Raw genomic sequence first — 20,730 nt, forward strand, 5'->3', positions numbered from 1 at the left:
TTTTCATCATGCAATTCAATCGTTTTCGCCTCAACGCCCTGTCTGCGGTGGCTGCTTTGGTATTGGCCGCACCTGCCGCTTGGGCGGTGGACCCCTTCACCGTGCGTGACATCCGTATCGAAGGCCTGCAGCGTGTGGAGCCGGGCACGGTGTTTGTCTCGATGCCAGTTCAGGTGGGTGACACCTACAACGACGACAAGGGCTCGGCCGCCATCCGCGCGCTGTTTGCCTTGGGCTTGTTCAAGGACGTGCGTATCGAGGTGAATGGCGATGTGCTGGTGGTGGTGGTCGAAGAACGCCCCACGGTGGCCAATGTCGAATTTGTCGGCACCAAGGAATTTGACAAGGACGTGCTGGTCAAATCCCTGCGCGATGTCGGGCTGGCAGATGGCCGCCCGTTTGACAAGGCGCAGCTGGACCGCGCCGAGCAGGAACTCAAACGCCAGTACATCAACCGCAGCTTGTACGCCGCGCAAGTTGTCACCACCGTCACGCCCATTGAGCGCAACCGCGTCAATCTGACCTTTACCGTGACAGAAGGTGAGCCCGCCAAGATCAGCGAGATCCGCATTGTGGGTAACCAGGTGTTCAGCGAATCCACGCTGCGTGGCCTGTTTGACCTGGACACCGGTGGCTGGATGAGCTGGTACACCAAGTCCAACCGGTACTCTCGCGCCAAATTGAATGCGGACATTGAAACCCTGCGCTCGTATTACCTGACCCGTGGTTACCTGGAGTTCAAGGTGGACTCCACCCAGGTGGCGATTGACCCCAACAAGACCGACATCGGCATCACCATCAACATCACCGAAGGTGAGCGTTTTGTGGTCAGCGGCATCAAGCTGGCGGGTAACTACCTGGGTAAGGACGATGAATTCAAGACGCTCGTCTCCATTCGCCCCGGCCAGGCCTACAACGCCGACGAAGTCGCCAAGACCAGCAAAGCCTTCACCGACTATTTTGGCAACTTCGGTTACGCCTTTGCCCGCGTGGAAGCCGTGCCCGAGATTGACCGGGTCAACAACCTGGTGGCCCTGACGCTGCAGGCCACCCCCTCACGCCGGGCCTATGTGCGCAAGATCAACGTGGCGGGCAACACCCGCACGCGCGACGTGGTGGTGCGCCGCGAGTTCCGGCAGCTGGAGTCGTCCTGGTACGACGGTGACAAAATTCGCCGCTCACGCGACCGTGTTGACCGGCTAGGCTACTTTGGTGATGTAGCGGTGGAAACCCAGGAGGTCGCCGGCGCCCCGGATCAGGTGGACCTGACGCTCAACGTCACCGAAAAACCCACCGGCAGCTTGAGTCTGGGTGCCGGGTTCTCCAGTGGCGACGGCTTGGGCCTATCATTTGGTTTGAAGCAGGAAAACGCCTTTGGCTCGGGGAATTCGCTGGGCATCCAGATCAACACCAGCAAGATCAACCGAGTGGTGGTGCTGAGCACCACCGACCCGTACTTCACCGAAGACGGTGTCTCTCGCACCATCGACGTCTATCACAAGACCAGCAGCCCGTACGAAGACCAGGACTACTACAAGCTGATCACCTCGGGCGGAGCCCTGCGCTTCGGGGTGCCGTTCACTGAAATCGACACGGTGTTTTTTGGTGCAGGTATTGAGCAAACCACCATCGAAGAGGGCACCTTGCTGCCCCAGTCGTACAAAGATCACATCACTGAATACGGCAAAACCAGCTCTGCCATCCCGTTCACGGCTGGTTGGGCACGCGACAACCGCGACAGCGCGCTGGCACCCACCAGCGGGCGGTATCAGCGGGCCAACGCCGAGTGGTCGTTTGCCGGTGATGCGCGGTATTTGCGTGGCACTTACCAGTTCCAGCAATATATTCCGCTGAGCAAGCAATACACCGCAGCCTTCAATGCGGAAGTTGGTTGGGGCAAATCCATGGGTGACAAGTCTTACCCGGTGTTCAAGAACTTTTATGGTGGTGGTCTGGGTTCGGTGCGGGGCTTTGAGCAAGGCACCCTGGGGCCACGTGATATCACCGACACCGCCATCGGCGGCAACCGCAAGGTCAATGTCAATATGGAAATATTGACGCCTTTCCCAGGCGCGGGTAACGACCGCTCCTTGCGCATGTATGGTTTTGTCGATGCCGGCATGGTCGGTGGGGACGACGATGGTCTGGCTATCAACGCCAATGCCAGCGCCCTTCGGGCCTCTGCCGGTGTCGGTATCAGCTGGATTTCACCGGTCGGACCACTGCGCCTGGCGTTCGCCAAGCCGCTGAAGAAGTATGACGGCGATAAAATCCAGACCATGCAATTTCAAATCGGGACGAGTTTCTAATGAACCACTATGTACGTCGCTTGGCCGTTGTGTTGACGGCTGGTTTCTTGTGTCTGTCGGTACAGGCGCAAGACATCAAGATTGGTTTTGTCAGCACGGATCGCGTGCTCAAAGAGGCGGCAGCTGCCAAGGCCGCCCAGACCAAGCTGGAGCAGGAGTTTTCCAAGCGTGAGAAAGATCTCACCGACATGGGTGCCGGCATCAAGTCTGCGGCTGACAATTTCGAGCGTGAGGCGCCCACGCTGCCCGAAGCCCAACGCGTCACGCGGCAGAAGCAGTTGCTGGATCAGGATCGTGACTTTCAGCGCAAGCGTCGCGAGTTCCAGGAAGACCTGAATGCCCGCAAAAATGAGGAACTGCAGCAGGTGATCCAGCGCGCCAACAAGGCCATCAAGGACATTGCGGTCGCCGAAAAATACGACATCATTTTCCAGGACGCGGTGTACGTGAATCCCAAACACGACATGACCGACAAGGTCATCAAGGCACTGAACGTGCCCGCTGCCAAGTAATTCACCGACAGGGTAGCCGCGGGTGGTTTTGAGCGTAGGAGCCCTCGTTGCCTCGCTGGGCGGGGCACTTTTGGGTGATGCCGAGCGGGTGATTGAGGGGCTGGCTTCTCTGGAAGCGGCCCAGCCACAACACTTGAGTTTCCTGAGTCATCCCAAGTACCAGCCGCAGTTGGCGGCCTCCAAGGCGGGGTGTGTCATCGTCAGCCCGCACATGCAGACCGTGGCGCAGGCGCGCGGTGACTGCATCGTGACGGACAACCCTTATTTGTACTTTGCCCGTGCCACCCAGCTCTGGAAAAAGACCCTGCCTCAGCGCACCACAGCCTTGATTCACCCCTCTGCCGTGGTGGACCCGCAGGCCAGTGTTCACCCTAGCGCCCGAATAGGTGCACTGTGTGTGGTAGAGGCGGGCGCGCAGATTGGTGCGGACACGGTCCTCAAATCCCGTGTCACCGTCAGCGAAAACTGCCGCATTGGCGAACGTTGCCTGTTGCACCCCGGCGTGGTGATTGGGGCTGACGGCTTTGGTTTTGCGCCCGACAACGGCACCTGGGTCAAGATCGAGCAACTCGGCAACGTGTGCATCGGCAACGATGTCGAGATTGGTGCCAACACTTGCATTGACCGCGGTGCGCTTGCTGATACGGTGATTGAAGACGGCGTCAAGCTCGACAACCTGATCCAGATCGGCCACAACGTGTTTGTGGGTGCCCACACCGCTATGGCGGGCTGCTCGGGCGTGGCGGGCAGCGCGCACATTGGCGCGCACTGCACCGTGGGTGGGGGCGCGGTGGTGCTGGGGCACCTGACCCTGGCGGACGGTGTCAACATCTCGGCTGCCTCGGTGGCCACCCGCTCCATCCTGAAGCCCGGTCATTACACCGGCATGTTTCCGATTGACGACAACGCGGCCTGGGAAAAAAATGCGGCTTCCGTCAAACAGCTGGCCAACCTGCGCGAGCGCATTCGCGCGCTGGAAGCCCAGGTGAAACAGCTGACACCCCACACATCTTCCAATTAAAAATAAGGTCAAGTTCATGGATATTCATCAAATTCTCAAGCAGTTGCCGCACCGTTACCCGTTTTTGCTGGTGGACCGTGTACTGGAGATTGACAAGGGCAAATCCATCCGCGCGCTGAAAAATGTGACCATCAACGAGCCGTTTTTTACCGGCCATTTCCCGCACCGCCCGGTGATGCCCGGTGTTTTGATGCTGGAAGCACTGGCGCAAGCGGCGGCGCTGCTGGCGTTTGACGCGATGGACACGTCACCCACCGACGACATGGTGTATTACTTTGCCGGGATCGACAACGCCCGCTTCAAGCAGCCGGTGGAGCCGGGTGACCAGCTCATCCTGCACGTGGAGCTGCTGCGCATGAAAGCCGGTATTTTCAAGTTCAAGGCGCGTGCTGAGGTGGACGGCAACCTGGCCGTGGAGGCCGAACTCACTTGCGCGATGCGCAAAATTGCCTGAGGTCAACATCGTGAGCGCCATCCACGCCACTGCCATCGTTGACCCCACCGCCGAGTTGGACGGCTCGGTCACCGTCGGGCCTTACAGCGTTATCGGGCCGCACGTCAAGATTGGTGCGGGCACCACGGTCGGCCCGCACGTGGTCATTGAAGGCCACACGACGATTGGCCAGGACAACCGCATCTTTCAGTTTGCGTCACTCGGTGCCATTCCGCAGGACAAAAAGTACGCAGGGGAGCCGTGTGAACTGATCATTGGTCACCGCAACACCATCCGCGAGTTTTGTACCTTCAACATCGGTTCGCCCGGTGATCTGGGTGTAACGCGCGTCGGTGACGACAACTGGTTGATGGCTTATGTGCATTTGGCGCATGACTGCCAGGTGGGCAACAACACCATTTTTGCCAACAACACCCAGTTGGCCGGTCATGTGCATGTGGGTGACTGGGCCATTTTTGGCGGGTTCACCGTGGTGCACCAGTTTGTGCGCATCGGTGCACACAGCATGACGGCGATGTGCACGCTGCTGTTTGCCGACCTGCCACCGTTTGTGATGTGCCAGGGCCAACCCGCCGCCGCGCGTTCGATGAACTTTGAAGGTCTGCGCCGCCGGGGTTTCTCAGCGGAGCGCATCTCGGCGGTCAAGGCCATGCACAAGGCCTTGTACCGTGATGACCTGACCTTGCAGGTGGCTATGGAGCGCATCGCCAGTCTCCCTGAAAACCATCCTGAATCTCTGCCGGACGTTCAGATGATGCTTTCATTTTTGAAGCAAACATCACCTCAGCGTGGCATTGTCCGCTGATGTTTCAGGCATGCTGGTTTGATGCAGGCGTTTGCACTTTGAACCCGCAAGGCAGGGACTCTGGGCGGCTCCCTCATACTGGGGTACCAGAAAACGCAGTTTCGGCGCAGCCAAATCGTCAGCCGCCGAGAGTCCCTACCTCGCTAGACGTATGTTGAAATCTGAAAAAGCGCTCAACGCTGCGCTGGTTGCCGGTGAAACCTCTGGCGACCTGCTGGCGGGGTTGCTGCTCGACGGCATGAAACAGCGCTGGCCTGATTTGAGGAGTTTTGGCATTGGCGGGCCACAGATGGCCAAGCGTGGTTTTGAGGCTTGGTGGCCACACGACAAACTCTCGGTGCATGGTTTTGGCTGGGAGGTGTTGCGCCGTTACCGCGAGATTGTCGGCATCCGCAACCAGCTCAAAACCCGCTTGCTGGTCAACAAACCTGACCTGTTCATCGGCGTGGATGCGCCGGATTTCAACCTGGATCTGGAAGCGGCCCTGAAGGCGCAGGGCATCAAAACCGTGCATTTTGTCTGCCCCTCGGTCTGGGCTTGGCGGCCCGAGCGGCTTGAAAAAATCAAGCGCAGCGTCGACCATGTGTTGTGCATCTTCCCATTTGAGCCTGAACTGCTGGCCCGGCACGGCATTGCTGCCACCTATGTCGGCCACCCGCTGGCGAATGTGATCCCGATGGTGCCAGACCGGGCCCAGGCCCGTGCCAAACTCGGCCTGGCGCCAGATCAACCCGTGGTGGCCATCCTGCCGGGCAGCCGCGAGTCCGAAGTACGGCATCTGGTTCACGTGTTTTTTCAGGCTGCAGCCCTGATCCGCCAGGGGCAACCAGCGACACAGTTCATCGTGCCGGCCGTACCGGCGCTGCGCCAGAAGATTGCGGTGGCCGCTGCGGCCAGCGGCCTGGGTGACGTGTTGCGTGTGGTGGATGGCCAGTCACACACCGTGCTGGCGGCGTGTGACGTGACGCTCATCGCCAGCGGCACCGCCACGCTGGAGGCTGCCCTGTTCAAGCGCCCGATGGTGATTGCTTACCGCATGGGTGCGCTGTCGTGGCAGATCATGCGGCGCAAAAAGCTGCAACCGTGGGTGGGACTGCCCAACATTTTGTGCCGCGACTTTGTGGTGCCTGAGTTGTTGCAGGATGCTGCCACGCCGCAGGCGCTGGCCAAAGAAGTGCTGGCCTGGCTGGACGCCCCCTTGCAAGATCCGGCGAAAATGCAGCGCCTTGAACAACGTTTTTCCGCGCTGCATGCCGAGTTGCAGCGCGACACCCCGACCCTTGCCGCTTATGCCATCGCGACCGTCCTCGAAGCCTGAACCCCATGTGGTGAACAAAGCGCCGAAAGCGCGCCGCGCCAATCAGGCCGGCTTGCAGCAAGTGGCGTTGCAGTGGGGGGGCAACGGCCTGGTCGCTGGCGTGGACGAGGCAGGCCGCGGCCCGCTGGCCGGACCGGTGGTGGCTGCGGCGGTGATTCTGGACGACCTGCACCCGATCAAAGGGCTGGCGGACTCCAAGCAGCTCACCGCCAAACGCCGCGAACTGCTGTTTGACGAGATTCGTGCCAAGGCGCTGTGTTTTGCGGTGGCCCAGGCCAGCGTGGAAGAGATCGACCAGCTCAATATTTTGCAAGCCACGCTGCTGGCCATGCGCCGCGCAGTACACGGTTTGCGGCTGGCGCCCAAGCTGGTGCTGGTCGATGGCAACCGCCTGCCGGTGTTGCCGATGCGCTGCGAGGCCATCGTCAAGGGCGACTCGCTGGTTGCCGCCATTTCTGCAGCCTCCATCCTGGCCAAGGTCACCCGAGACCGTTGGTGTGATGAGGTGGATGCCCGCTATCCGGCTTATGGTTTTGCCCGTCACAAGGGTTATGGCACCGCGCAACATCTGTCGGCGTTGCAATCCGAGGGCGCCAGCCCCTTGCACCGTCAGACGTTTGCACCGGTGCGCGCTGTTTTGAAGCGCGATGCGGGTACCGCGGTGGCGGGTCTGGCGCAAGTGGTCGCACACAGCACAATTCTGGCTGCCAATGCGGGCATGGCGGAGCTGCTGTGAGAGCCCCCCTGCATGATGGCGTCGTGATCACCTCGCGCGACAACCCCTTGCTCAAGGAGCTCAAGCGCCTGGCCCACGGTAGCACTGATTACCGCAAGCAGGGTCGTTTCTGGGCGGAAGGTGACCACTTGGTGCGCGCTGCAGCGGTGCGTCACGTGCGCCCAACCCTGGGCATTTTTTCAGCGTCCTTTTGGCCTGTCGCCGAGGCGCAATATGGGTCGCTAGCCACCAAAAATATCGTGATGGCAGACCCGCTGTATGACAGCATCAGCGCCCTGGAGTCACCCGCACGCATGGGGTTTGTGTTTGATCTGCCGACCAGCCCGGCGCTGCAAGCCCAAGCGGCCACAGTGATTCTGGATCGTGTGCAAGATGCGGGCAATGTGGGTGCCATTTTGCGCAGCGCCTCGGCGTTTGGTTTCAAGCAGGTGGTGGCGCTCAAAGGCTCAGCGGCGCTGTGGGCGCCAAAGGTCTTGCGTGCAGGGATGGGGGCGCATTGGGGCCTGCAACTGCTGGAGGGCGAAGACCTGGCGGTGCTGGATCAGCTCACCCTGCCATTGCTGGTGACCAGCTCACACCAAGGTCATTTTTTGCACCAAATGCTACAAAAGCAAGAGCTACCTATGCCGTGTATCTGGGCGCTGGGTCATGAAGGGCAGGGCGTGTGCAGCGCATTGCAGGCGCGCGCCACCCACCATGTACGCATCGCCCAGCCGGGTGGAGAAGAGTCGTTGAATGTGGCCACCGCGGCGGCCATTTGCCTGCACGCCAGCGCCACAGCCAACCTCGGGTAAACCTGACGCGGAGCGCAGGCGAGCGGGCCTGCTAAGGCCTCAAAACGGGGTGCGTCGGCTATAATTTGGGGCTTTTTTGCATCCGCGTACGCTCTGCGCACAAGCCCCATCCCCACATAAAAAGCAAGCCAGGAGGCCCACTCCTGCGTGTGCATGGGCGTACCCGCAACTATTTCGGAGAACCCAGTGCTTTTGTCTCTCAAGGGAAACACCCCACCCGCCATCCTGGCGCTCGCAGACGGCACGGTCTATATCGGTCATTCCATTGGTGCCACCGGCTCGACGGTGGGCGAGGTGGTGTTCAACACCGCCATGACCGGCTACCAGGAAATCCTGACCGACCCCAGCTACTGCCAGCAAATCGTCACGCTGACTTACCCCCACATCGGCAATTACGGTGTCAACCCGCAAGATGTGGAGGCCGACAAGGTCCACGCCGCCGGCCTGATCATCAAGGATTTGCCATTGCTGGCCTCCAACTTCCGCGCCACCCAGACGCTCAGCGAGTACCTGGTGAGTGAGGGCACGGTGGCCATTGCCAATATCGACACCCGCCAGCTCACCCGCCAGTTGCGCACCCAGGGCGCCCAAAACGGCTGCATCCTGGCGCTGGCTGCCGGTGAGGCCGTCACACCCACGGCCATCAACAAAGCCGTGGCGCTGGCCAAAGCAGCACCCAGCATGGCCGGTGCCGACCTGGCCAAGGTGGTGTCCAGCCCGACTGCTTACGCCTGGACCCAAACCGAGTGGGAGTTGTTCAACCCGGCGCTGGACAACGCGCCCGGTTACGGTGAACAGACCACACCGCGTTTTCACGTGGTGGCGTATGACTTTGGTGTCAAGAAAAACATCCTGCGTATGCTGGCCCAGCGTGGTTGCAGGGTGACCGTGGTGCCCGCGCAAACCCCGGCGGCCGAAGTGCTCAAGCACCAGCCGGACGGCATCTTTTTGAGCAACGGCCCCGGCGACCCGCAGCCTTGTGACTACGCCATTGCCGCAGCGGCCGAGCTGATTGAGACGGGCATCCCCACCTTTGGCATCTGCCTGGGCCACCAGATCATGGCGCTGGCCAGCGGTGCCAAAACCTTCAAGATGAAGTTTGGCCACCACGGCGCCAACCACCCTGTCAAAGACCTGGACAGCGGCCGTGTCTCCATCACCAGCCAGAACCACGGTTTTGCGGTGGACGAAAAAACCCTGCCAGCCAACCTGCGTGCCACCCATGTCAGCCTGTTTGACGGCACGCTGCAAGGTCTGGCCCGCACCGACAAACCCGCGTTCTGTTTCCAGGGCCACCCGGAAGCCTCGCCCGGTCCGCACGACATTGGTTACCTGTTTGATCGCTTCATTGCGTCCATGGAGGCGCGCGCGTGAGTTTTTACGGCGTCACCGATCTGTGGACGTACGTGATTGGCGCGTTTGGCATCATTTTGTTGCCTGGGCCCAATTCCATGTATGTGCTGTCTGTGGCCACGGCGCGTGGCGTCAAGGCGGGCTTTCAGGGCGCGTTTGGCGTGTTTGTGGGCGATACCGTGTTGTTGATCCTTACGGCTTTGGGCGCAGCGGGGTTGCTGCGCACCTACCCGGCCATGTTCCTGGTGGTCAAGGTGGTGGGTGCGGCATACCTGGGCTGGATTGGGGTGCAGTTGCTGCGCGGTGCCTGGTCGGCCTGGCGCGCTGCGGCGGTCACCGAGGTCACTACGGCGGCGCGTTCGCCCGAGCAAGCCAGTGACGACCGTGCTTCGATGCGCCACCCGTTTCAGCGTGCGCTGGTGATCAGTCTGCTCAACCCGAAGGCGATTTTGTTTTTGCTGTCGTTCTTTGTGCAGTTCATCGACCCCGGTTATGCCCACCCCGAGCTGCCGTTTTTGATCCTCAGCGTGATCCTGATGTTTTTCAGCGCCTTGTATCTGTCCGCGCTGATTCTGGCGGGTGCCCGCCTGGCGCAAGGGTTTGCCCAGCGCAGGCGGCTCTCGGCCAGTCTGTCGGGCGGCGTGGGGGCTTTGTTTTTGTGGTTTGGTGGCAAGCTGGCCACCGCGAGTTTGAATTGATTTTGATAGCGCCTGGCACTTGTTAATTAAGGGCTGCAGGTCAACTAGGTACTGAAAATGGCAAAAAGAAACGATCTCAAGAGCATCCTCATCATCGGCGCGGGTCCGATCATCATTGGCCAGGCCTGCGAGTTTGATTACTCGGGTGTGCAGGCCTGCAAGGCGCTGCGCGAAGAAGGCTACAAGGTCATCCTGATCAACAGCAACCCGGCCACCATCATGACCGACCCGGCCACGGCGGATGTGACCTACATCGAGCCGATCACCTGGCAAACCGTTGAGAAAATCATCGCCAAAGAACGCCCAGACGCGATCCTGCCGACCATGGGGGGCCAGACCGCGTTGAACTGCGCGCTGGACCTGTGGCACAACGGCGTGCTCGACAAATACACCGGTGCCGCCACCGGCAAGCCGGTCGAGCTGATTGGTGCCACCCCGGAAGCCATCGACAAGGCTGAAGACCGCCTGAAGTTCAAGGATGCGATGACCAAAATTGGTCTGGGTTCGGCCCGCTCCGGCATCGCCCACAGCATGGCCGAGGCCTGGGAGGTGCAGCGCACGGTCGGTTTCCCCACGGTGATCCGCCCGAGCTTCACATTGGGCGGCACCGGCGGCGGTATCGCCTACAACCCGGAAGAGTTTGAAGTCATCTGCAAACGTGGCCTGGAAGCTTCGCCCACCAACGAGTTGTTGATTGAAGAATCCCTGCTCGGCTGGAAAGAGTACGAGATGGAAGTGGTGCGCGACAAGGCCGACAACTGCATCATCGTCTGCTCCATCGAAAACCTGGACCCGATGGGCGTGCACACCGGCGACTCGATCACCGTGGCCCCGGCGCAAACCCTGACCGACAAGGAATACCAGATCCTGCGCAACGCGTCTTTGGCGGTGTTGCGCGAGATTGGTGTCGACACCGGTGGCTCCAACGTGCAGTTCTCGATCAACCCAAAAGATGGCCGTATGGTCGTTATCGAGATGAACCCGCGTGTGAGCCGCTCCTCCGCGCTGGCGTCCAAAGCCACGGGTTTCCCGATTGCCAAGGTGGCGGCCAAGCTGGCCGTGGGGTACACACTCGATGAGTTGCGTAACGAAATTACGGGTGGTGCCACGCCTGCCTCATTTGAGCCGTCGATCGACTATGTGGTCACCAAGATCCCGCGTTTTGCCTTTGAGAAATTCCCCGCTGCCGACAGCCGCCTGACGACGCAGATGAAGTCGGTCGGTGAGGTGATGGCCATGGGCCGTACCTTCCAGGAATCGTTCCAGAAAGCCCTGCGTGGCCTGGAAGTCGGTGTGGACGGCATGAACGAGAAGACACAAGACCGCGAACTGCTCGAAAAAGAGCTGGGCGAGCCGGGTCCAGATCGTATCTGGTACGTAGGTGACGCGTTTGCGGCCGGCTGGAGTGTGGATGAGGTGTTTGAGATCACCAAAATCGACAAGTGGTTCCTGGTGCAGATCGAGCAGATTGTCCAGCTGGAGCTGGAGATCGAACGTCTGCCACAACCTGCCATCGGCACCGCACTGGACGCAATTGACGCGGCCACCCTGCGTGCCCTCAAACAAAAGGGTTTTTCGGACCGTCGCCTGGCCAAACAGTTCAAGACCACCGATACCGCTGTGCGCGCCCGCCGCCACGCTTTGGGCGTGCGCCCGGTCTACAAACGTGTCGACACCTGCGCTGCCGAATTTGCTACCAACACTGCGTACCTGTATTCGACCTACGAGGCCGAAGGTTCGGAATGTGAAGCACAACCGACCAACCGCAAAAAGATCATGGTGCTCGGTGGTGGCCCGAACCGCATTGGCCAAGGCATTGAGTTCGACTACTGTTGTGTGCATGCCGCACTCGCGATGCGTGAAGACGGCTACGAGACCATCATGGTCAACTGCAACCCCGAAACCGTGTCCACCGACTACGACACCTCGGACAGGTTGTACTTCGAGCCGCTGACGCTTGAAGACGTGCTCGAAATCGTTGACAAGGAAAAGCCCACCGGCGTGATCGTGCAGTATGGTGGCCAGACGCCCTTGAAATTGGCGCTGGACTTGGAGGCCAACGGCGTGCCCATCATCGGCACCAGCCCCGACATGATTGATGCGGCCGAAGACCGTGAGCGTTTCCAGAAATTACTCAACGAACTCAAATTGCGCCAGCCGCCCAACGCCACCGCCCGTACCGAGGCAGAGGCCCTGGAAAAAGCGTCCGAACTCGGTTACCCGCTGGTGGTGCGCCCGAGTTATGTGCTGGGTGGCCGTGCCATGGAAATCGTGCACGAACAGCGCGACCTGGAACGCTACATGCGCGAAGCCGTCAAGGTCAGCCACGACTCGCCAGTGCTGCTGGACCGTTTCCTGAACGACGCCATCGAGTGTGATGTGGACGCGGTGCGTGACTCGGTCGGTCGGGTCTTCATCGGTGGGGTGATGGAACACATCGAACAAGCCGGTGTGCACAGTGGTGACTCGGCCTGTTCGCTGCCGCCGTATTACCTGAAACAGGCCACGGTGGACGAACTCAAACGCCAGACCGCCGCCATGGCCGAAGGCCTGAACGTGGTGGGTTTGATGAATGTGCAGTTCGCGATCCAGCAAAAAGATGGTCAGGACATCATCTTTGTGCTCGAGGTCAACCCGCGTGCCTCGCGCACCGTGCCCTTTGTCTCCAAGGCAACTGGCATCCAGTTGGCCAAGGTCGCGGCACGTTGTATGGTCGGTCAGACGCTCGATGCCCAAGGCATTGGCGCCGAGGTGCATCCACCGTATTTCTGCGTCAAGGAAGCGGTGTTCCCATTTGTCAAGTTCCCTGGTGTGGACACGATTCTTGGCCCTGAGATGAAATCCACCGGTGAGGTGATGGGGGTTGGCAAAACCTTTGGTGAAGCCTTTGTCAAGTCGCAGATGGGAGCCGGCTCCAAGCTGCCGCGTCCTTTCAAGGCCGATGGTTCACCGAGTGGCAAGGTGTTTATCTCGGTCAAAGGCAGTGACAAGCCGCAGGCGATCGAGGTGGCGCGGTCATTGGTGGCTATGGACTTTGTCGTTGTTGCCACCAAAGGCACCGCAGCGGCCATCAATGCGGCGGGCGTACCTTGCGGTGTGGTCAATAAGGTTACCGAAGGCCGCCCGCACATTGTTGACATGCTCAAAAACGACGAGATTGTGCTGGTGATCAACACCGTGGAAGAGCGTCGCAACGCGATTGCTGACTCGCGGCAGATCCGCACCTCCGCACTGCTCAACCGCGTGACCACCTTCACCACGATCGCTGGGGCCGAGGCGGCGGTGGAAGGCATGCGTTGTATGGACTCGCTGGATGTGATTTCGGTGCAGGAGATGCACGCGCTATTGACACGCTGAAACCGTCGTCAACACGCCCAATTCGCGGCATAATTCGACCACACCGCCGGACGGCAACGTTCGGCGGTTTCATTTTGTGCAGACCTGTTGGTCATCTTTTTTGACGGAGCTTCTCGTGGCGACTCTTCCTATTACCAAGCGTGGCGCAGACAAACTCAAAGCCGAGTTGCATCAGCTCAAAGCCTTTGAGCGCCCCGCCGTTATCAATGCGATTGCCGAGGCACGCGCGCAGGGTGACCTGAGCGAAAACGCCGAATACGAAGCCGCCAAGGACAAACAGGGTTTTGTGGAAGGCCGAATTCAGGAAATTGAAGGCAAGCTCTCGGCCGCACAAATCATCGATCCGGCTGACCTGCACGCCGATGGCCGGGTGGTATTTGGTGCCACCGTGTCCCTGGAAGACGAAGATACTGGCGACAAGGTCACCTACCAGATCGTCGGTGAAGATGAAGCCGACATCAAACTTGGCCTGGTGAACATCAATAGCCCCATTGCCCGCGCCCTGATTGGCAAGGAAGAAGGTGACGTGGCTGAGGTGCAGGCACCGGGTGGCCTGCGTCGCTGGGAAGTCATCAGCGTCAGCTATCGCTGATGGCAATGCCAGATCTGTGAACGCGATCTTGCCCAAGCTGTCGGTCTGGGTGGCGGCCCTGTGGTGGGGCAGCCTGACCACGGTGGGTTTTTACGTGGTGCCGATGTTGTTTGCCAACCTGCCGACATCCGCCATGGCGGGTCAGATGGCAGCCAAGTTGTTTGCCGTACAGACCTGGATCGCGGTGGTCGGTGGGCTTTTATTGCTGTTGTCGTCGCGCTCAGAAGCTGAGCATCCTCAGGTGGCGCGGTTACAGGAAGCCTTGGTTTGGATCGTGGCCGGGATGCTGTTGGCGCTATTGTCGGAACTGGCTGTCGCCCCGCGCATCATCGCCCGCGACAATTTGCGCCTGTGGCACAGCGTCGGCACCGGGCTTTATGTGTTTCAGTGGATTTGTGCCGGGCTGACTTTCAGGAAGCTGGTGGCAAAAGCGAATTGAGGGCTGCCAGCGTCGCTAGATGGACATTCGACAATCAGGTGGCGACAGAGCAGATTTCACGGCGTGTCAATCCTGTTCTGTCCCGCAAAGTTTCAGCTTTGGTTGCGCTTTTTGATGCTGACCGGCTTCTTTTTGGCGCGTTTGATCTGGCCACCGGACGTGAGCCGCTGGTTACCCAAGACGCGCAGGGTTTTCACTTCGGGGCGTTGACCGCCGCGTTTGCTGAACTTGAGAACTTTGACGTCCTTGGGCCCAGGCATGCGGTCTTCATCGACGGTTTTTTCACGCTCGGGCATGGGCCGCCAGAGCACCAGCAGTTTGCCGATGTGTTGGATGGGTGCTGCGTTGAGTTCGTCAGCCAGCGTGGCAAACATGGCTTCACGGGCGACGCGATCATCGGAGAACACACGAATCTTGATCAGGCCGTGCGCGTTCAGGGCAGCATCGGCTTCTTTTTTAACGGCGTCAGTCAGACCGTCGCCGCCGATCATGACCACAGGGTCAAGATGGTGGGCATCGGCGCGGTGAACTTTGCGTTGAGCGGGGGTCAGTAGTATTTGTGGCATGACCGTATTATCGGGCAGAGTGAAAACTTGCGGGAAAGACCAACTGACATGAGCGAAGCAATAGCAGTTGCTTTATCCCCAAAGCCTGAGACCTTGAGGGAAAGACCAAACTACGAGAGCGAAGCGAATGAGTTTGCTCTGTCCCCAACACATTAGAAGCATATGAAATCAGCAGTCAAAAGCAGCAAAGTCAACCGAGCGTGGCTCAACGACCATGTCAACGACACCTACGTCAAACTGGCCCAAAAAGACGGCTACCGGGCGCGGGCGGCCTACAAGCTCAAAGAAATTGACGAGAACCTGCACCTGATCAAACCCGGGCAACTGGTGGTGGACCTGGGCTCCACCCCAGGTGCCTGGAGCCAGTATGTGCGCCGCAAGATGTCGCCCAAGTCGGCGCAGGGCGGTGGTGCCGCGGCGGGTGCGTTGAATGGCCGCATCATCGCGTTGGATATCCTGCCGATGGCACCGATTGAAGATGTATTGTTCATCCAGGGTGACATTCGCGAGGACGCTGTGCTGGCCGAGTTGGCCGGTCACCTGCAGGGTCAGTTGGCCGATGTCGTGATCTCCGATATGGCGCCCAATCTGTCGGGCATCGACTCGGCCGATGCTGCCCGGATCGAGCATTTGGTGGAGTTGGCGCTGGAATTTGCGCAGTCGCACCTCAAGCCGCAAGGTGCGCTGGTGGCCAAGGTGTTTCATGGCGGCAGTTACGATACGCTGGTCAAACGCTTTCGCGACATGTTTGTGACTGTCAAATGCATCAAGCCCAAAGCGTCGCGTGATCGTTCGTCAGAGACTTTTCTGGTGGGTCTGGTGCAGAAAAAGGCCACATTTCCATGCGTTCGCTGAGGATGATCAACCTGAGGCGGTGGTTCAAATAGGTTGAAAAGCCTAGAATCCTTCTCATTAAATCCTTTGCTCATCACTTGAGTCATTACGGGAGCTACGCTTGAACAATCCTTGGTTTTCGAAAATTGCGGTCTGGCTGGTCATCGCGATGGTGCTGTTCACTGTTTTTAAACAGTTTGACACCCGTCCGGCAGCTGGGGCCGGGTACGTGGGCTACTCCGATTTTCTCGAAGAAGTCCGCAACAACCAGATCAAAAGCGCCGTCATCCTGGAAGGTCAGAATGGCACCGAAATCGTCGCCACCACCAGTGACGACCGCCGCGTGCGCACCACCGCCACTTACCTGGATCGCGGTCTGGTGGGCGACCTGATTGCTAACGACGTCAAGTTTGATGTGCGCCCCAAAGAAGAAGGTTCGGTGCTGATGACCCTGCTGGTGAGCTGGGGCCCGATGCTGCTGCTGATTGGCGTCTGGGTGTACTTCATGCGCCAGATGCAGGGTGGCGGCAAGGGCGGAGCGTTCAGCTTCGGTAAAAGCAAGGCACGTTTGCTGGATGAAAACACCAACACGGTGACTTTTGCGGATGTGGCGGGTTGCGATGAAGCCAAGGAAGAAGTCAAGGAAGTGGTCGATTTCTTGAAAGACCCGGCCAAGTTCCAGAAACTCGGTGGCCGCATTCCGCGTGGCCTGCTGCTGGTTGGCCCGCCCGGTACCGGTAAAACCTTGCTGGCCAAGAGCATTGCGGGTGAAGCCAAGGTACCGTTTTTCAGCATCTCGGGTTCGGACTTTGTCGAAATGTTTGTTGGTGTCGGCGCCTCCCGGGTGCGCGACATGTTCGAAAACGCCAAGAAAAACGCGCCTTGCATCATCTTCATCGATGAAATCGACGCGGTCGGTCGCCAGCGCGGCGCGGGCCTCGGCGGTGGCAATGACGAACGTGAACAAACGCTGAACCAGATGCTGGTCGAGATGGATGGTTTTGAGACCAACCTGGGTGTGATCGTCGTGGCTGCCACCAACCGGCCTGACATTCTGGACGCCGCCCTGTTGCGTCCGGGCCGTTTTGACCGTCAGGTGTATGTCACGCTGCCTGACATTCGCGGCCGTGAACAGATTTTGAATGTGCACATGCGCAAGATCCCGGTCAGCGCGGACGTGAATCCCGGCGTGATCGCCCGCGGCACGCCTGGCATGAGCGGCGCCGATCTGGCCAACCTGTGCAACGAAGCGGCCTTGATGGCGGCGCGGCGCAATGCCCGCACGGTGGAAATGCAGGACTTCGAGAAGGCCAAGGACAAGATCCTGATGGGTCCCGAGCGCAAGAGCATGGTCATGCCCGAGGAAGAGCGCCGCAACACCGCCTACCATGAGTCGGGCCACGCGCTGATCGGCAAGTTGCTGCCCAAGTGCGACCCGGTGCACAAAGTGACCATCATCCCGCGTGGTCGTGCGCTGGGTGTGACGATGAGCTTGCCCGCGCAAGACCGCTACTCTTATGACAAGGAGTTCATGCTGAACCAGATCAGCATGCTGTTTGGTGGCCGGATTGCCGAAGAAGTGTTCATGAACCAGATGACCACTGGCGCCAGCAACGACTTTGAGCGCGCCACCCAGATCGCCCGCGACATGGTGATGCGTTACGGCATGACGGCAGCGCTGGGCCCGATGGTCTATGCCGAAAACGAAGGCGAGGTGTTTCTGGGCCGCTCGGTGACCAAGACCACCAACATGAGCGAAGAAACCATGCAGAAGGTGGATGCCGAAGTGCGCCGCATCATCGACGAGCAGTACGCCCTGGCGCGCCGCCTGATCGAGGAGCACAGCCCCAAGATGCACGCCATGGCCAAGGCTTTGCTGGAGTGGGAAACCATCGACAGCGAGCAACTCGATGACATCATGGCTGGCAAGGAGCCGCGTCCGCCCAAGGACTGGACACCGCGTGTGCCAGCCGCTGGTACTGACAACGGCAGCGGTGGCACCCCGGCTGTGAAAACCGACGCAGCGCCTCACGCAGCCTGAGTTTTTTTGATTTCTTCCAGACAACGGGGCGCAAGCCCCGTTTTTGTTGACCATGATCTGGCAAACCACGCGCTTTGACATTGACCTGAGCCGTCCCCAAGTGATGGGCATTGTCAATGTCACTCCCGACTCTTTTTCAGACGGCGGTTGCCATGCCACAACCCAGTCCGCGCTCACCCATTGCGAGCAGTTGATCCGTGAAGGCGCAGACATTCTGGACATCGGTGGCGAATCCACCCGGCCCGGTGCGCCACCAGTTTGCCTGTCAGATGAGCTGGCACGGGTGGTACCGCTGGTTAAAGAGGCGGTCAAGCTCGGTGTTCCGTTGTCAGTGGATACCTACAAGCCGCAGTTGATGCAGGCCGTGTTGGACCTGGGCGCCGACATCATCAACGATGTGTGGGCGCTACGCTGGCGCGACGCAGAAGGCCACGCCGATGCCGTCCGTGTTGTGGCGGCTCACCCCACATGCGGCGTTTGCCTGATGCACATGCACCTGGAGCCGCAAACGATGCAGGTGCAGCCCATGCAGGGTGATGTGGTGCCACAGGTACGGTCTTTTCTGGAGCGCTCTGCCCAGATGCTCATGGAGCTAGGGGTCGAAAAGTCTCGGATCGTGTTGGACCCGGGCATTGGTTTTGGCAAGACCGTGGCACAGAACTTCTCGCTGCTGGCGCGCCAGTCAGAGTTGCTGGCGGCGGGTTACCCGTTGCTGTTGGGTTGGTCGCGCAAGTCGTCCCTGGCGGGTATGACCGCCCCCGCGCAACAGAATGACAAGCTCGCTCCCCGAGAGCGCCTGGCCCCCAGCCTGGCCGCAGCGCTATGCGCGGTGCAGCGGGGGGCATCTGTCATTCGGGTGCATGACGTCAAAGAAACGGTGCAAGTGTTGCGTGTGCTTGACGCTATAAGATCAGCTGAACTGACACCTATCGACTTTTAAGGACACATTTCCCCATGACGCGTCAATATTTCGGGACAGATGGCATTCGCGGCACCGTTGGGCAGGCGCCGATCACACCAGATTTTGTGTTGCGCCTGGCACATGCGGTGGGCCGGGTGCTCAAGCGCACCGAGGCGCGTCCCACTGTGCTGATTGGCAAAGACACACGCATCTCGGGTTACATGCTGGAGAGCGCCCTGGAGAGCGGTTTCAACTCGGCCGGGGTGGATGTGGTGCTGCTGGGTCCTTTACCCACACCCGGCGTGGCGTACCTGACACGGGCGCAGCGGGCCTCGCTCGGGGTGGTCATCAGCGCCAGCCACAACGCGTTTGAAGACAACGGCATCAAGTTTTTCAGTGCCCAGGGCACCAAGCTCTCGGACGAGTGGGAGCGTGATGTCGAAGCGGTACTGGCGCTGGACCCGGTCTGGGTGGACTCGGCCAACCTGGGTCGTTCCCGTCGGCTGGACGATGCGGCCGGGCGCTACATTGAATTTTGCAAAAGCACCTTCGCCAACAACCTGACCCTCAAGGGCATGCGCATCGTGGTTGATGCCGCGCATGGTGCGGCCTACAACATCGCGCCCAAGGTGTTCCATGAACTCGGCGCCGAGGTGATTTCCATCGGCTGCGCGCCGGACGGCCTGAACATCAACCGGGGCGTGGGTGCCACCCACCCCGAGGCGCTGGTCGAGGCTGTCAAGACCCACCGTGCCGATATGGGCGTGGCGCTGGATGGCGACGCCGACCGGCTGCAAATTGTGGATGCCCAAGGGCGCCTGTTCAACGGTGATGAGTTGTTGTACCTGATGGTGGACGACCGCCTGCGCCGTGGCGAGGTGGTGCCCGGCGTGGTCGGCACGCTGATGACCAACATGGCGGTGGAGGTAGCCCTGACGTCGCGCGGTGTCGACTTTGTTCGCGCCAAGGTGGGTGACCGTTATGTGCTGGAAGTACTGGAAAAGCACCATTGGCTGCTGGGTGGTGAGGGCTCCGGGCACCTGCTGGCTTTGGACAAACACTCCACCGGCGACGGCCTGATCTCGGCGCTGCAGGTGTTGCAGACGGTGGTGCGCAGCGGCCAAAACCTGTCGACGCTGCTCAAAGACGTCACCTTGTTTCCGCAAACCCTGCTCAATGTGCGGTTGCAACCCGGTCAGGACTGGAAATCCAGCGCACGGCTGGAAGAAGAAACCCGTGCCGTGGAGGCCGAACTCGGCCAAAGTGGGCGTGTGTTGATCCGCGCCAGCGGCACCGAACCCCTTTTGCGCGTCATGGTCGAAGCCCGTGACGCGGCCTTGGCCAAAGCCTGCGCTCAGCGCATTGCCAAAACCATCAGCCAATAGAAAGTCTTTTTGATGACCCCAAACGTTTCCTTGCGCCTGTGCCGCGTTGAGTACACCGACCCGGTGCACATGCGCGCCCTGATTGATTTGCTTGACGCATACGCCAGTGAAAGTGAGGGTGGCGCCGAGCCGCTGTCAGATTTCACCAAGTCCAACCTGGCGAGCGCATTGCAGTCGCGCCCCTTCATGTTCAGCGTGCTGGCGTTCGATGAGGCTCAAGGCGGTTTGCCGGTGGGCCTGGTCAACTGTGTGGAGGGGTTTTCCACCTTCGCCTGCCGACCTCTGGTGAACATCCATGACGTGGTGGTGGCTTCCACCCATCGCGGCCAGCGCATTGGCGAGCAGATGCTGGCGCTGGTGGAGCAGCTGGCGCGTGACCGGGGGGCCTGCAAGCTGACACTGGAAGTATTGTCCGGCAATGCACCGGCGGCGCGTCTCTACCGCCGTATCGGTTTTGACAACTACCAGTTGGAGCCCAGCATGGGCCACGCGCTGTTCATGCAGAAGTGGCTTTGACTTCCTGCCTACAATGGTTTCATGGTGCGACTCGATGTCGCTTCCTTCCGTCCATGTGACGGACTTAAACAGGAATGTTTCCCTCTGAAAAGAGGCTCA

Annotated in this window: 19 protein-coding genes; 18 read left to right on the forward strand and 1 reads right to left on the reverse strand. The window is 60.0% G+C overall.

Features of this window, described 5'->3' with window-relative positions:
* Nucleotides 1–8 precede the first annotated feature (8 nt).
* From bamA to LHU53_RS12645, 13 genes are all read left to right on the forward strand, one after another.
* A complete protein-coding gene (gene bamA, locus LHU53_RS12585) occupies nucleotides 9–2,309 on the forward strand; it encodes an outer membrane protein assembly factor BamA (protein ID WP_227333004.1) in 2,301 nt (766 codons plus the stop codon).
* Nucleotides 2,309–2,821: an OmpH family outer membrane protein gene (locus LHU53_RS12590; RefSeq protein ID WP_227333005.1), complete on the forward strand. Its 513-nt coding sequence runs from the start codon at nucleotides 2,309–2,311 to the stop codon at nucleotides 2,819–2,821. Before bamA ends, LHU53_RS12590 begins: the two co-directional genes overlap by 1 nt.
* 22 nt (nucleotides 2,822–2,843) lie before the next feature.
* A complete protein-coding gene (gene lpxD / locus LHU53_RS12595; protein ID WP_227333006.1) occupies nucleotides 2,844–3,842 on the forward strand; it encodes a UDP-3-O-(3-hydroxymyristoyl)glucosamine N-acyltransferase in 999 nt (332 codons plus the stop codon).
* A 16-nt stretch (nucleotides 3,843–3,858) separates the two neighbouring features.
* Nucleotides 3,859–4,296, forward strand: coding sequence for a 3-hydroxyacyl-ACP dehydratase FabZ (gene fabZ / locus LHU53_RS12600; protein ID WP_227333007.1), 438 nt, complete (start codon nucleotides 3,859–3,861; stop codon nucleotides 4,294–4,296).
* Between the two features lie 10 nt (nucleotides 4,297–4,306).
* A complete protein-coding gene (lpxA, locus tag LHU53_RS12605) occupies nucleotides 4,307–5,101 on the forward strand; it encodes an acyl-ACP--UDP-N-acetylglucosamine O-acyltransferase (RefSeq protein ID WP_227333008.1) in 795 nt (264 codons plus the stop codon).
* Between the two features lie 151 nt (nucleotides 5,102–5,252).
* A complete protein-coding gene (lpxB, locus tag LHU53_RS12610; RefSeq protein WP_227333009.1) occupies nucleotides 5,253–6,419 on the forward strand; it encodes a lipid-A-disaccharide synthase in 1,167 nt (388 codons plus the stop codon).
* The gene (gene rnhB, locus LHU53_RS12615) at nucleotides 6,391–7,155 is read left to right on the forward strand and encodes a ribonuclease HII (protein WP_370632291.1); all 765 of its coding nucleotides are present in this window, start codon (nucleotides 6,391–6,393) and stop codon (nucleotides 7,153–7,155) included. The genes lpxB and rnhB overlap by 29 nt, the downstream gene beginning before the upstream one ends.
* The gene (locus LHU53_RS12620) at nucleotides 7,152–7,949 is read left to right on the forward strand and encodes an RNA methyltransferase (protein WP_227333011.1); all 798 of its coding nucleotides are present in this window, start codon (nucleotides 7,152–7,154) and stop codon (nucleotides 7,947–7,949) included. The genes rnhB and LHU53_RS12620 overlap by 4 nt, the downstream gene beginning before the upstream one ends.
* A gap of 186 nt (nucleotides 7,950–8,135) precedes the next feature.
* Entirely contained in the window at nucleotides 8,136–9,323 is a 1,188-nt protein-coding gene (gene carA, locus LHU53_RS12625; RefSeq protein WP_227333012.1) for a glutamine-hydrolyzing carbamoyl-phosphate synthase small subunit, read from the forward strand.
* Entirely contained in the window at nucleotides 9,320–10,000 is a 681-nt protein-coding gene (gene leuE / locus LHU53_RS12630) for a leucine efflux protein LeuE (RefSeq protein ID WP_227333013.1), read from the forward strand. Before carA ends, leuE begins: the two co-directional genes overlap by 4 nt.
* A gap of 57 nt (nucleotides 10,001–10,057) precedes the next feature.
* A complete protein-coding gene (gene carB, locus LHU53_RS12635) occupies nucleotides 10,058–13,357 on the forward strand; it encodes a carbamoyl-phosphate synthase large subunit (protein WP_227333014.1) in 3,300 nt (1,099 codons plus the stop codon).
* 115 nt (nucleotides 13,358–13,472) lie between these two features.
* The gene (greA, locus tag LHU53_RS12640; protein WP_227333015.1) at nucleotides 13,473–13,949 is read left to right on the forward strand and encodes a transcription elongation factor GreA; all 477 of its coding nucleotides are present in this window, start codon (nucleotides 13,473–13,475) and stop codon (nucleotides 13,947–13,949) included.
* A gap of 49 nt (nucleotides 13,950–13,998) precedes the next feature.
* Nucleotides 13,999–14,388, forward strand: a complete 390-nt coding sequence (locus LHU53_RS12645) for a DUF4149 domain-containing protein (protein ID WP_370632298.1) — start codon at nucleotides 13,999–14,001, stop codon at nucleotides 14,386–14,388.
* 92 nt (nucleotides 14,389–14,480) lie between these two features.
* On the opposite strand, the gene LHU53_RS12650 is transcribed toward LHU53_RS12645, so the two are convergent.
* Complete coding sequence (locus tag LHU53_RS12650) at nucleotides 14,481–14,954, reverse strand: YhbY family RNA-binding protein (protein ID WP_227333016.1); 474 nt, start codon at nucleotides 14,952–14,954, stop codon at nucleotides 14,481–14,483.
* 162 nt (nucleotides 14,955–15,116) lie between these two features.
* On the opposite strand from LHU53_RS12650, the gene LHU53_RS12655 reads away from it, so the two are divergent.
* The 5 genes from LHU53_RS12655 to LHU53_RS12675 all read left to right on the forward strand — a co-directional run bounded on the left by LHU53_RS12655 (nucleotide 15,117) and on the right by LHU53_RS12675 (nucleotide 20,631).
* Nucleotides 15,117–15,809 (forward strand): RlmE family RNA methyltransferase, encoded by a 693-nt coding sequence (locus LHU53_RS12655; protein ID WP_227333017.1) that lies wholly within the window; start codon nucleotides 15,117–15,119, stop codon nucleotides 15,807–15,809.
* 100 nt (nucleotides 15,810–15,909) lie between these two features.
* Nucleotides 15,910–17,829 carry an ATP-dependent zinc metalloprotease FtsH gene (ftsH, locus tag LHU53_RS12660; protein ID WP_227333018.1) on the forward strand — a complete coding sequence of 640 codons (1,920 nt, stop codon included), beginning with the start codon at nucleotides 15,910–15,912 and terminating at the stop codon, nucleotides 17,827–17,829.
* A gap of 52 nt (nucleotides 17,830–17,881) precedes the next feature.
* The gene (folP, locus tag LHU53_RS12665; protein WP_227333019.1) at nucleotides 17,882–18,769 is read left to right on the forward strand and encodes a dihydropteroate synthase; all 888 of its coding nucleotides are present in this window, start codon (nucleotides 17,882–17,884) and stop codon (nucleotides 18,767–18,769) included.
* Between the two features lie 14 nt (nucleotides 18,770–18,783).
* Nucleotides 18,784–20,115, forward strand: coding sequence for a phosphoglucosamine mutase (gene glmM, locus LHU53_RS12670; RefSeq protein WP_227333020.1), 1,332 nt, complete (start codon nucleotides 18,784–18,786; stop codon nucleotides 20,113–20,115).
* 12 nt (nucleotides 20,116–20,127) lie between these two features.
* The gene (locus LHU53_RS12675) at nucleotides 20,128–20,631 is read left to right on the forward strand and encodes a GNAT family N-acetyltransferase (RefSeq protein WP_227333021.1); all 504 of its coding nucleotides are present in this window, start codon (nucleotides 20,128–20,130) and stop codon (nucleotides 20,629–20,631) included.
* The last annotated feature ends 99 nt before the right edge of the window (nucleotides 20,632–20,730 follow it).

Origin of the sequence: Rhodoferax sp. U2-2l (assembly GCF_020594515.1) — a bacterium.
GTDB lineage: Bacteria > Pseudomonadota > Gammaproteobacteria > Burkholderiales > Burkholderiaceae_C > Rhodoferax.